Here is a 12,557-nt window from a genome sequence, read left to right as displayed (position 1 = left end):
TATTCTTAGTGGCCGGCCGCGCCCGAACATTCCGCCGACGCGGTAACGCGATGTAACGGCAAATGCGCGCAACATGCGGACAGCATCATTCCTCTTCGACGACGTTGCCGTTGCGGTTGGGCGCCAGAATTTCGCGGTTGCCGTTGCCGGACATGGCAGAAACAAGGCCCGCCTTTTCCATGTCTTCGAGCAGGCGTGCGGCGCGGTTGTAGCCGATACGCAGGTGACGCTGCACCAGCGAGATCGAGGCACGGCGGTTCTTGAGCACCACGTCGACGGCTTGGTCGTAGAGTGGGTCAGCCTCGCCGCCACCGGCGCCAACAAGACCCGCGCCGCCGCCAAAGCCATCGCCGCCGCCCTCGCCGTCGGCCACACCGCCTTCGAGAATGCCTTCGATGTAGTTCGGCTCGCCTTGCGATTTGAGGTTATCGACGATGCGGTGGACTTCCTCGTCCGACACGAACGCACCGTGCACGCGCACCGGCAAACCGGTGCCGGGCGCCAGATACAGCATGTCGCCCATGCCCAGCAGCGCTTCGGCGCCCTGCTGGTCAAGAATCGTGCGCGAGTCGATCTTGCTGCTGACCTGGAACGCGATCCGCGTCGGCACGTTGGCCTTGATCAGGCCCGTAATCACGTCCACCGACGGACGCTGCGTCGCCAGCACCAGATGGATACCGGCGGCACGCGCCTTCTGTGCGATCCGCGCGATCAGCTCTTCGACCTTCTTGCCGACCACCATCATCAGGTCGGCCAGTTCGTCGATCACGATGACGATCATCGGCAGCTTGTCGAGCGGCTCCGGCGCGTCCGGCGTCAGGCTAAACGGGTTGGGAATCTTCTCTTCACGCGCCGCGGCTTCTTCGATCTTCTTGTTGAAGCCCGCCAGGTTCCGCACGCCCATCTTGCTCATGAGCTTGTAACGGCGTTCCATCTCGCCCACGGCCCAGTTCAGCGCGTGGCCAGCCTGCCGCATGTCGGTCACGACCGGGCACAACAGGTGCGGAATGCCTTCGTAGATGCTCAGTTCCAGCATCTTCGGGTCGATCAGGATCAGGCGCACCGCGTCGGCCTTGGCCTTGTACAGCAGCGACAGGATCATCGCGTTGATCCCGACCGACTTACCGGAGCCCGTGGTACCGGCCACCATGCAGTGCGGCATCTTGGCCAAGTCGGCCACCACAGGCTTGCCGGCGATGTCCTTGCCCAGCGCCAGCGTGAGCTGCGATACGCTCTCGTTGTAGACCTGCGAGCCGAGAATCTCCGACAGGCGCACCGCCTGACGCTTCGGGTTCGGCAGCTCCAGACCCATGTAGTTCTTGCCCGGAATCGTCTCCACCACGCGGATCGACACCAGCGACAGCGAACGCGCCAGATCCTTGGCGAGGTTGACGATCTGGCTGCCCTTCACGCCCGTGGCGGGCTCGATTTCGTAACGCGTGATGACCGGGCCAGGATAGGCCGCCACCACCTGCACATCCACGCCGAAATCCTTGAGTTTCTTCTCGATCAGGCGAGAGGTGAATTCCAGTGTCTCGGCGCTCACGGTTTCCACAACCGGCGGGATCGGATCGAGCAGCGCGAGCGGCGGCAGGTCCGAATCGTGAATGTCGACAAAGAGCGGCTGCTGCTTTTCACGCTCCACGCGTTCGCTCTTGACCACGGCGGTCGGGCGCACGATCTGCACCGGCGGCGATTCTTCAATGCGCACGCGGCGGGTTTCGACCACCTCCTCGCGCTCGACCTTGGCTGCCTCGCCAATGGCCCGGTCCTGCTTGCTCTCGCGGCGCGTCTTGAAGCCGACGAACAGCATCTCGACGCCTGCGCCGATCTGCTCGGCCAGGTTCAGCCACGAAAAATGGAAGAACAGCGACAACCCGACCAGGAACGTGAACAGCAGCGCCAGCGTGCCGCCAGTAAAGCCCAGCGAATGCTGCATCGCCCCGCCGATCACATCGCCCAGCACGCCGCCCGGCGCACGCGGCAGCTTCATGTGCAGCGAGTACATGCGGATGGCTTCCAGACCCATGCTGGAAGCCAGGATGAGCGCAAAGCCGATCCACGTGACACTGGCGTCAACGCGCGGCATGGAGGTGCGCGGCAGGCGCTCGTCCGACATCAGCTCGCGCCAGCCGCGCCAGACCTTGCGCACCAGCAGCACCGCCCACCAGTAGGCGGACGCGCCAAAGACAAACAGCAGCAGATCGGCCAGCCACGCGCCCACGCGGCCGCCCAGGTTGCGGATTTCGTCGACCTGGCTGGCGTGGGTGAAACCGGGGTCGGCCCGGTTGTATGACAGAAGGATGATCAGGAAGGCGATGGTCACCGCCAGCAACAGGAACCAGCGGACCTCCCCCAGCAGCCGTCCAATGCGGGACGGCAGTGCGGAGGGATCGGTGCGGGTTGTCGGAGTGGTGGAAGCTCGAGCCATGCGGGAGACGGGTGCGCCGCTTGGGCAAGGCCGCGCGGCTTGGTGACAGCACAAAAGGACAGCACAAATGCGATGCCGAGGATTGTAACGCGGCCCTATCACTGCCATTGGAATTTACAACCGGGCGGACGAGGGGGTGCCACTTTATAATGGCGCCCATCACCCTCACCTAGCCTGCACGGCGGCGCTCCACCCCTCGTGCCGCGCACACACAGAACGCATCATGGCAAAACACGCAAAAGTGCTGATCCTTGGCTCCGGCCCCGCCGGCTACACGGCCGCGATTTACGCTGCCCGGGCCAACCTGAACCCCGTGCTGGTCACCGGTCTGGCACAGGGCGGCCAGCTCATGACTACCACCGACGTGGAAAACTGGCCGGCTGACAAGGAGCACCTGCAAGGCCCCGAGTTGATGCAGCGCTTCCTGGAACACGCCGAGCGCTTCAAGACCGAAGTGCTGTTCGACCACATCCACACCGCGCATCTGAATGAGAAGCCGATCCGCCTGGTGGGCGATTCGGGCGAATACACCTGCGATGCGCTGATCGTCTCCACCGGGGCTTCGGCCCAATATCTGGGCTTGCCGTCGGAAGAAGCCTTCGCGGGCCGCGGCGTGTCTGCCTGCGCAACGTGCGACGGCTTCTTCTACAAGGGCCAGGAAGTGGCCGTGGTGGGTGGCGGCAACACCGCCGTGGAAGAAGCGCTGTACCTGGCCAACATCGCCAGCAAGGTCACGCTCATCCACCGCCGCGACAAGTTCCGCGCCGAGCCGATCCTGATCGACCGCCTGCATGAGCAGGAGAAGAAAGGCAAGATCGAGATCAAGACGAACATGGTTCTCGACGAGATCCTGGGCGATGACTCCGGCGTAACGGGCGCCCGCCTGAAAGGCACGAACGAGAACGAAGGCAAGACCGAAGAGCTCAAGGTGGCGGGCGTGTTCATCGCCATCGGCCACAAGCCGAACACCGACATCTTCCGCGGCCAGCTCGACATGAACGACACGGGCTACATCCGCACGAAGAGCGGCCTGGATGGCATGGCCACCGCCACCAACATCCCGGGCGTGTTCGCCGCGGGCGACGTCCAGGACCATATCTACCGCCAGGCCATCACCAGCGCCGGCACGGGTTGCATGGCCGCACTGGACGCCCAGCGCTACCTGGAAAGCCTGGAATAAGCGTCATCGCGCCGGGGCTTCCGGGCGCAAACAAAACGGCCGATGGGTGACCATCGGCCGTTTTGCCATGTGCGGCACCTTCGTATAATCGACACACGCTCCACCCCCGATGTGCTCGCCTGCCCTTCACCATGAAACGCGCCCCCTCCCCCGCCAACAAGCTCAGCCTCACCGACCTGGCCAGCCTGCGTGACCAGCTCAAGCACGAGACGGAAGCACGCGAAGCCGAACGCCAGCGCGCCGAAGCCGCCGCACGCAAGGCCGCAGAAGAAGCCAACGTGTTCCGTGCCAGCATCGGCGAGGTGAGCGCGCTGCGCCAGAACAAGCGCGTCGAGCATCCGCGCAATCCGCCCGCGCCCGACCCCGTGCATTCGCGTGCCGAAGAGCAAACCGTGCTGCGCGATTCGCTGTCGGATGAATTCGACGTGGACAACCTCCTGGAAACCGACGACACGCTTTCCTACCGTCGCCCTGGCATTGGCGACGACGTGCTCAAGAAACTGCGCCGCGGCGAGTGGGCCACGCAAGACCAGATCGACCTGCACGGCATGCGCCGCGAAGAAGCCCGCGAGGCGCTCGCAGCCTTCCTGCGCCGTGCCGTACAGCGTGGCATCCGCTGCGTGCGCGTGGTCCACGGCAAGGGACTCGGCTCGCCCGACAAAACGCCCGTGCTCAAGGGCAAGGTGCGCTCGTGGCTGGTGCAGAAGGAAGAAGTGATTGCTTTTGTCGAGCCCCGCAACACAGCCGGGGGCGCTGGCGCGGTGCTGGTGCTGCTGCGCCAGCCGCACGGCTCCTGAAGCACAGTCCTCCCATTCGCCCCGCTCATCACAAGAACAACACGCATATGCACGTGACCCGCCTGCAACTGGTGATGCACTGGGTGGAGATCCTCGCGGTCTTCTCGTTTGCCATCTCTGGGTTGGCGGAGGCCAAACGGCGCCGGCTCGATGCCGTGGGCGCATTCATCGTTGCGTTCCTGACCGCGTTCGGTGGCGGCACATTGCGCGATCTGCTTCTGGATCGACGGCCCTTCTACTGGATCGAGCACGAGCAATACCTGCTCGCGCTGTTCGTGATGAGCCTGTTCGCCAACTGGGTGATCCGACTGGTGAGCCAACTGGTGTCCGATCGCGTGCTGATCGTGGCCGACGCCATCGGCATGGGGCTCTTTGGCGTGCTGGGCACGCAACTGGCGCTCGATGCGGGCGTGCCGGTCTTCGTGTCGGTGATGATGGGTGTGATCACGTCGGCCTTTGGAGGCCTGCTGCGCGACGTGGTCTGCAATGAAGTGCCCATGCTGCTGCGGGACAATCACCCGTACGCAACGTGCGCGTTTCTCGGGTGCTTCCTTTACGTCGGGCTGACGCACACGGACTTGCTGCCAAGCGTGTCCGTGGTGATCGCCACGCTGGCGATCGTGATCGGGCGGCTAGCGACGCTGCGCTGGAACATCACCCTGCCGCGCTGACCGGCGCGAGCGCGCCGGCCACAGAAAAAGGCTTCAGACCGCTGCTTCGTCCTTCTCGCCGGTGCGGATGCGAATCACCTGCTCCACCGGCATCACGAAAATCTTGCCGTCGCCGATCTTGCCGGTCTTGGCGGCCTTGACGATGGTGTCGATGACGTTCTCGACCTGGCTCTCGGCCACCACCACCTCGATCTTGATCTTCGGCAGGAAGTCGACCACGTATTCCGCACCACGATACAGCTCGGTGTGGCCCTTCTGACGGCCAAAACCCTTGACCTCGGTGACGGTCAGGCCGGTCACCCCCACGTCGGCGAGCGACTCGCGCACTTCGTCCAGTTTGAAGGGCTTGATGATGGCGGTGATCTGTTTCATGGTGTCTCGCTCACTAGTTGGTGAAGTATTCAAGCATCCAATAATACTGGAGCCGGTTAATGCGCACATCCCGGGCGATGCCGGCCACCGTCTGCAGCAGCGTCGGATCGTCCGGAAAGTTCTTCAGCACATCGTGCTCGCTGCCATCGCGCAAGGGGCGACGCTGCCACGTGTTGCCATGTTCGTCGTTGTAGGCAATGGGCGTGCTTGAGCCGAACACATACTGGTTATCGAACCACAGCACACGCACGCCGGGCCCCAGGGCGCGGTGCAACGCTTCGACGTGCTGGCGCAAGCGCTGCAGCGGCACATGCGACCACCAGCAGCCTGCCGTCATCACATCAAACATGCCAGGCGCAAAAGGCAGCGCATCGTTGTCCGCGCGCACAAACGACGCCCTGGGGATGTCCTTGCCGCGCGCAATGCGCAGTACGGTGTCGTTGTAATCAGCGCCGACGATGCTGCGCGCGTCCGTCATCGCCTCGGTCCAGAAACCGGTGCCGCACGCCAGATCCAGCACCCGCGCACCGCGCGTCAGATCACGCACGCGCGCCTTCAACCACGCCAAATCCCCCTGCCGTTCCGGCCTCGCATAGATGCGTTCGTATTCGGGGGCACGCTTGGCGTAGTAGTCGAGCATGGCGGCGGCTTACTCTTTGAAACGCGACGTAATCGGATACCGCCAGTCGCGCCCGAACGCCCGCTGCGTCACGCGAATGCCCACTGGCGCCTGACGCCGCTTGTACTCGTTGATCTTGATGAGGCGCACGATCTTCTGCACGTCAGCCTCGGCAAACCCCGCAGCAATGATGTCGGCCACCGGCTGGTTCTGCTCCATGTAGCGCTGCACGACGGCGTCGAGCGCATCGTATTCGGGCAGGCTGTCCTGATCGGTCTGGTTCTCGCGCAGCTCGGCTGACGGCGCGCGGGTCAGGATGCGCTCAGGAATCACTTCCGACAACGAATTGCGGTAGCGGCACAGCCGGTAGACCAGCGTCTTGAAGATGTCCTTGATGACGGCAAAACCACCGGCCATGTCACCGTACAACGTGCAGTAGCCGACTGCCATTTCGCTCTTGTTGCCGGTCGTCAGCACGATGCGGCCGCTCTTGTTGGACAGCGCCATCAGCAGCGTGCCGCGAATGCGCGCCTGGATGTTCTCTTCCGTCGCATCTTCGGGTAGCCCGCGGAACTCCTCCGCCAATGCGCCCTTGAATGCGTCGAACATCGGGCTGATGGCGATTTCGTCGTACTGCACGCCCAGCCGAGCCGCCATGTCGCGCGCATCCACCCACGAGATATCGGCCGTGTAGCGCGAGGGCATCATCACCGCGCGCACACGATCGGCGCCCAGCGCATCGACGGCAATCGCCAGCACCAAAGCGGAATCGACGCCACCCGACAAGCCGATGATCGCGCCGGGGAAGCCGTTCTTGCCGAGGTAATCGCGTACGCCCAGCTTGAGCGCCTCGTACACCTGGGCTTCCAGCGAAGGCTCCGGCACGATCGCGCCCGGCAGCGCGCGTCCGCCGTCGAACTGCGCGTAGCCGACGCCCTCCACAAACTGCCCCATCCTCACGACGACGTTGCCTTCGGCGTCGAGCACGAACGAGCCGCCATCGAAGACGAGCTCATCTTGCCCGCCGACCAGGTTCGCATACACATGCGGCAAGCCCGATTCCTTTACGCGGTCACCGATGATCCGCTCGCGCAGGTCTTCCTTGTCGAGGTGATACGGCGAGGCGTTGGGGATCAGCACAACCTGCGCACCGGCAGCCTTGGCATAGGCCGTGGCCGTGGCATACCAGGCGTCTTCACAGATGACGACGCCGAAGCGCGTGCCGTCCACTTCGAACACAAAGGGCTCGGTGCCGGGCTGGAAGTAGCGCTTCTCGTCAAAAACCTCGTTGTTGGGCAATTCCAGCTTGTTGTACCGGCCGACCACGCGGCCGTCCGCGGCCACTGTGGCGCTGTTCGTGGGCTTGGGCAACAGGCCGGGGGCCGGGGCTTCCACCGAGAGTTGCGGGTGCCCGATCAACACGTGCAAACCCGGGAAGGCCGCCAGTTCGGCGATAAGCGCGTCAAGCGCGCGCGCGCTGGCATCAATGAAGGCCGGGCGCAGCAGCAGGTCTTCGGGCGGATAGCCCGTGAGCGACAGTTCCGGCGTGAGCAGAACGCGCGCACCAGCCTGGTGCGCTTCGCGCGCGGCGGCGACGATGCGGGCAGCATTGCCGGCGAAATCGCCGACGGTGCAGTTGATCTGGGCGAGAGCGACAGAGACGGTCATGGGGGCAATGTGGATTGCAAGCGCGGCATTCGAAGCTGGAATTAGAATCGGCGGCATGACCTCTCGCCCCCTTTTTCCCGAGCCCCAAGCGCGCGCTGGTTCGCGGCACGAATTAGCCAATTATCGCATGCGACTTGTGACCGATCTGCGTGACATTGGCCGCGATGCGTGGGACGCCCTGCTCGCCCTGCAGCCCGAGGCAACGCCCTTCCTGCGTTTCGATTTCCTGCACGCCCTGCATGAGAGCGGCAGCGCATCGCCCGACACCGGCTGGTCGCCGCAATACCTGACGCTGTGGGAAGACGGCCCCGATGGCGAAGTGCTCGCTGCGGCCGTACCGCTGTATGTGAAGGGCCACTCCTATGGCGAGTACGTCTTCGACTGGGCGTGGGCCAATGCGTATGCGCAGCATGGGCTGGAGTACTACCCGAAATGGCTGTCCGCCGTGCCGTTTACGCCAGTCCAGGGCGCGCGCTTGCTGGCGCGGGATGCGGCTGCCCGCGCGGCGCTGCTCGACACGTTGCTGGCGGTTGCGCGGCAGAGCGAGTTGTCATCGCTGCATGTGCTCTTTCCCACCGCCGGCGAGGCCGAGCAAATGCGTGCGGCCGGCATGCTGCTGCGGCAAGGGGTGCAATTCCACTGGTGCAATCCGGGCTTTGCCAGCTTCGACGACTTTCTGGCCGCGCTGGAACAAAAGAAGCGCAAGAATATCCGCGCCGAGCGCCGCCGCGTGCACGACGCCGGCATTACGTTCCGCCATGTGCCCGGCGCAGCGGCAACAGACGCCGACTGGCGCTTCTTCCACCGCTGCTATCGCACCACCTACCGCGAACATCACTCGTCGCCGTATCTGAACCTGGAGTTCTTCCGCCAGATCGGCCAGACGATGCCAGAAAACCTCCTGCTGGTGGTCGCCTCGCGCGACGGCAACGACATCGCCAGCGCGCTGCTGGTGGTCGACACACGGCCCGAAGCGTCCGTCATGTACGGCCGCTACTGGGGTGCGATCGAACATCACCCCTGCCTGCACTTTGAGACGGCGTATTACCAGCCGCTGACGTACTGCATCACGCACGGCATCCGCACGTTCGAAGGTGGCGCGCAAGGCGAACATAAGATGGCGCGCGGCTTCGAGCCGGTGGCGACGCTATCGGCACACTGGCTGGCGCACCCGGCGTTTGCCGATGCAGTCGGCAGGTTCCTCGACCGCGAGACGGCCGGCATGGAAGCGTATTTGGATGAACTGACAGACCGCTCGCCGTTCAGGCAACGATCAGAATCGGATTAGCGGCGGGAAACGGCGGAGGGGGGGAAAGACCGCGTCCGCACGAGCGGCGGACGCGGAAGCAAAGCTTAGTGTGCGGCAGGCTTCTGCCGGGCGATCACGCAGTGTGCGGCGTTCGAATCAACAGCCATGGCGGTCGATGCAACGGCACGCTCGCCAGCGTGGGCGGCGTCCGGCGGCCCAACCAGCAGCGCCCACACAGTAAATGCGGCCATGGCCACAGCGGAAAGCACGGGAACGACAACGGTCTTGTTCAACATCGCAGTACCAAGGGTTGGAGTCAAACTTGACGGGGAGTCTAGAGGGGCCGTTTCCGGTGGGCAAATGAGCGTTTCTTAAATCTCTGTGTAGCAGAACTACCGGGCGGTAAGTATGCAAAACTCGTAGAGAACTCCATGAAACGCATACAACGACCTAGCCCCGGCCGCAGATGGCGCTCTGACGCACGCCGACAAATCCGTGCGCATGACGCTGATGGCCACTTCGCAAAGAAAAAATCCCGGCGCTCCATCCGGAGCCCGGGATTTGTCAGACACGCCGTACGGCGAAATCCTGAAATTGCTTACTTCTTATAGTTGGCAACGCCGTCGGCGATTTCCTTGTGGGCTTCTTCAATGCCGCCCCAGCCTTCGACCTTGACCCACTTGCCGGCTTCCAGCGCCTTGTAGTGCTCGAAGAAGTGCTTGATCTGATCCAGCAGGTTCTGGCCGATGTCCGACAGGTCGGTCATGTGGGCCGTGGCCGGGCTCAGCTTGTTGACAGGCACGGCAACCAGCTTGGCGTCCACGCCGGATTCGTCGGTCATCTTCAGCATGCCCAGGGCACGGCAGCGCACCACGCAACCGTGGATGAGCGGAAACGGCGTGACGACCAGCACGTCGACCGGGTCACCGTCGCCCGAGAGCGTCTGCGGGATGAAACCGTAGTTGGCCGGGTAGCGCATGCCGGTACCCACGAAGCGGTCCACGAACAGCAGGCCGGTTTCCTTGTCGGCTTCGTACTTGACCGGGTCGCTCTGCGCCGGGATCTCGATGATGACGTTGAAATCGTTGGGGATGTCCTTGCCCGGCGAGACGTTGTTGAAGCTCATGGAAATGCTCCGGAATGCGCGAACTGCGTAAAAACGCGACGCAAATGGTTGGAAAGAAACGTGAAAATCTGTCGGCGGGCATTATAGCCCCTGACACCCTGCCGCTTCCCCTACCCGGCCTGCACCCGTGCGAAAATCGTGCGTTGCCGATCTTTTGCAGGAACCCCCCATGCATGCCCAGCACTTCATCGCCAACCGTCTGATGTCGCCCGACTCGGGGATGCGCATCAAGGTGTTCGACCCGTCCGACGGCCAATCCTTTGCCGAGATTGCGCGCGGCAACGCCACCGACATCACCGTGGCCGTGCACGCAGCGCGGCGTGCGTTCGAGGGCGTCTGGGGCCAGTTGCCGCCAGCCGAGCGCGGCCGTGTGCTCATGCGCGTGGCCCTGCGCCTGGCCGATCACGAAGAAGAACTGGCCCGCCTGGAAGCCCGCGACACCGGCAAGCCCATGCGCCAGGCGCGCGCCGACGCCCGCGCCGTGGCCCGCTACTTCGAGTTCTACGCCGGTGCGGCCGACAAGCTGCACGGGCAAACCATCCCCTACCCGGCCGATACCACCGTGCTGACCGTGCGCGAGCCGCATGGCGTAACGGCACACATCATCCCGTGGAACTACCCGATGCAGATCTTCGGGCGCAGCGTGGGCGCTGCACTGGCGGCGGGCAACGCATGCGTGGTCAAGCCGGCGGAAGACGCGTGCCTGTCGATCCTGCGCGTGGCCGAGCTGGCCGCCGAGGCAGGCCTGCCCGACGGCGCACTCAACATCGTGACCGGCTATGGCCACGAAGCGGGTGCGGCACTGGCTGCGCATCCCGGCATCAACCATGTGTCGTTCACGGGATCACCGGAAACGGGCAAAGCCGTTGTGCGAGCGGCGGCAGAAAACCACGTGCCCGTGACGCTGGAACTTGGCGGCAAATCTCCGCAAATCGTGTTTGCCGACGCCGATCTGGAAGCGGCCATTCCAGCCGTGGTGAACGGCATCATCCAGAACGCCGGGCAGACGTGCTCTGCCGGCAGCCGCGTACTGATCGAGCGCAGCGTGTATGAGGCGATGCTGGACCGGCTGGCCATGGTGTTCGAATCCATCAAGGTCGGGCCCTCGTCGCTGGATCTGGATTGCGGGCCGCTCATCAACCCCAAGCAGCAGCAACGCGTATGGGATTTCGTCTCGGATGCGCAGCACGCCAACATTCCGGTGATGGCCCAGGGCCAAGTGGTGCCCGAGGCGCCCGAGACCGGCTACTACCAGGCGCCGATGCTGCTGCGCGATGTGCCGCACACGCACCGGCTCGCACAACAGGAAGTGTTCGGCCCGCTGCTGGCCGCCATGCCGTTCGATACCGAAGCCGAAGCGCTGGCCCTGGCCAACGGCACACCGTACGGCCTGGTGGCTGGCGTGTGGACGAACGACGGTGGCCGCCAGATGCGCCTCGCACGCAAGCTCAGGGCCGGCCAGGTCTTCATCAACAATTACGGGGCGGGCGGCGGCGTTGAACTGCCCTTCGGCGGAATGGGCCAATCGGGCCATGGGCGCGAGAAGGGCTTTGAAGCGCTCTACGGTTTCACCACGCTCAAGACCATCGCCATCCGTCACGGTTAAGGCGCAACGCAACATCCACCCACAACACGAGGAGACACCATGCGGCTTGCCGGCAAAATCGCCATCGTCACGGGCGCAGGTTCGGGTTTTGGAGAAGGCATCGCCAACACCTTTGCCCGCGAAGGCGCACGCGTCGTCGTCAATGACCTGAATGCGGAAGCCGGCGAACGCGTGGCCAGCGCCATTCGCGTGGCCGGCGGCGATGCGCATTTCGTGCACGCTGACGTGTCGAATGGCGATTCCGTCGCCAAATTGCTGGGCGCCACGCTGGGGCGCTATGGCGATCTGCACATCGTCGTGAACAACGCCGGCACCACGCACAAGAACAAGCCCCTGTTGCAGATCACCGAAGATGAGTTCGACCGCGTGATGGCCGTCAACGTGAAGAGCATTTACTGGACGGCGCATCACATCGTCCCGCACTTCCGGGAGCGCGGTGGCGGCGTGTTCGTCAATGTGGCGTCCACTGCAGGCATCCGGCCGCGGCCGGGGCTCGTCTGGTACAACGCCAGCAAGGGCGCCGTCATCACGGCCAGCAAGGCGATGGCGGCGGAGCTTGGCCCCGACAAGATCCGCGTGAACTGCGTGAACCCGGTGATGGGCGCCACGGGCCTCATCGAGCAGTTCATGGGCGTACCCGACACCCCTGAGAACCGCGCGCGCTTCCTGGCGACGATCCCGATGGGGCGGCTCTCCACGCCGCAGGATGTGGCCAACGCATGCCTGTATCTGGCGTCGGACGAAGCGGAGTTCATTACCGGCACGTGTTTGGAAGTGGACGGCGGGCGCTGCGTATAAACCCTGCCGGCGGGCGTCTTGGCGCATTCGCCCGAGAAGC

Annotated in this window: 12 protein-coding genes; 6 read left to right on the top strand and 6 right to left on the bottom strand. The window is 64.2% G+C overall.

The genetic code is table 11. The annotated features are described in order from the left end of the window. Positions 1–85 precede the first annotated feature (85 nt). Positions 86–2,431, bottom strand: a complete 2,346-nt coding sequence (locus BG83_RS0101595; protein WP_024975078.1) for a DNA translocase FtsK — start codon at positions 2,429–2,431, stop codon at positions 86–88. 223 nt (positions 2,432–2,654) lie between these two features. Here BG83_RS0101595 and trxB point away from each other — a divergent pair, with 223 nt between their 5' ends. From trxB to BG83_RS0101580, 3 genes are all read left to right on the top strand, one after another. After that, positions 2,655–3,611, top strand: a complete 957-nt coding sequence (gene trxB / locus BG83_RS0101590; RefSeq protein ID WP_024975077.1) for a thioredoxin-disulfide reductase — start codon at positions 2,655–2,657, stop codon at positions 3,609–3,611. 131 nt (positions 3,612–3,742) lie between these two features. After that, on the top strand, positions 3,743–4,408 hold the full coding sequence (locus BG83_RS0101585; RefSeq protein ID WP_024975076.1) for a Smr/MutS family protein: 666 nt from the start codon (positions 3,743–3,745) through the stop codon (positions 4,406–4,408). A 47-nt stretch (positions 4,409–4,455) separates the two neighbouring features. After that, complete coding sequence (locus BG83_RS0101580) at positions 4,456–5,079, top strand: trimeric intracellular cation channel family protein (RefSeq protein WP_024975075.1); 624 nt, start codon at positions 4,456–4,458, stop codon at positions 5,077–5,079. A 33-nt stretch (positions 5,080–5,112) separates the two neighbouring features. On the opposite strand, the gene BG83_RS0101575 is transcribed toward BG83_RS0101580, so the two are convergent. From BG83_RS0101575 to BG83_RS0101565, 3 genes are read right to left on the bottom strand one after another with little or no spacing between them, the layout of a single operon-like run. Continuing rightward, on the bottom strand, positions 5,113–5,451 hold the full coding sequence (locus BG83_RS0101575; RefSeq protein ID WP_004631293.1) for a P-II family nitrogen regulator: 339 nt from the start codon (positions 5,449–5,451) through the stop codon (positions 5,113–5,115). Between the two features lie 13 nt (positions 5,452–5,464). Beyond that, positions 5,465–6,091 carry a class I SAM-dependent methyltransferase gene (locus BG83_RS0101570; protein ID WP_024975074.1) on the bottom strand — a complete coding sequence of 209 codons (627 nt, stop codon included), beginning with the start codon at positions 6,089–6,091 and terminating at the stop codon, positions 5,465–5,467. Between the two features lie 9 nt (positions 6,092–6,100). Continuing rightward, positions 6,101–7,738: an NAD+ synthase gene (locus tag BG83_RS0101565; protein ID WP_024975073.1), complete on the bottom strand. Its 1,638-nt coding sequence runs from the start codon at positions 7,736–7,738 to the stop codon at positions 6,101–6,103. Positions 7,739–7,793: 55 nt separating this feature from the next. Here BG83_RS0101565 and BG83_RS0101560 point away from each other — a divergent pair, with 55 nt between their 5' ends. Continuing rightward, positions 7,794–9,026, top strand: a complete 1,233-nt coding sequence (locus tag BG83_RS0101560) for a GNAT family N-acetyltransferase (RefSeq protein ID WP_024975072.1) — start codon at positions 7,794–7,796, stop codon at positions 9,024–9,026. 65 nt (positions 9,027–9,091) lie between these two features. On the opposite strand, the gene BG83_RS0101555 is transcribed toward BG83_RS0101560, so the two are convergent. Continuing rightward, positions 9,092–9,283 (bottom strand): hypothetical protein, encoded by a 192-nt coding sequence (locus tag BG83_RS0101555; RefSeq protein WP_024975071.1) that lies wholly within the window; start codon positions 9,281–9,283, stop codon positions 9,092–9,094. 302 nt (positions 9,284–9,585) lie between these two features. Continuing rightward, complete coding sequence (ppa, locus tag BG83_RS0101550; protein ID WP_024975070.1) at positions 9,586–10,113, bottom strand: inorganic diphosphatase; 528 nt, start codon at positions 10,111–10,113, stop codon at positions 9,586–9,588. A 169-nt stretch (positions 10,114–10,282) separates the two neighbouring features. Between ppa and BG83_RS0101545 the strand changes: the two genes are divergently transcribed. Both BG83_RS0101545 and BG83_RS0101540 read left to right on the top strand, forming a co-directional pair. Further along, positions 10,283–11,719, top strand: coding sequence for an aldehyde dehydrogenase family protein (locus tag BG83_RS0101545; protein ID WP_024975069.1), 1,437 nt, complete (start codon positions 10,283–10,285; stop codon positions 11,717–11,719). A gap of 39 nt (positions 11,720–11,758) precedes the next feature. Then, complete coding sequence (locus BG83_RS0101540) at positions 11,759–12,517, top strand: SDR family oxidoreductase (RefSeq protein WP_024975068.1); 759 nt, start codon at positions 11,759–11,761, stop codon at positions 12,515–12,517. Positions 12,518–12,557: the final 40 nt, after the last annotated feature.

This window comes from Ralstonia pickettii, assembly GCF_000607165.1.
Lineage (GTDB): Bacteria > Pseudomonadota > Gammaproteobacteria > Burkholderiales > Burkholderiaceae > Ralstonia > Ralstonia holmesii.
This window is presented reverse-complemented; position numbering and strand designations above follow the sequence as displayed.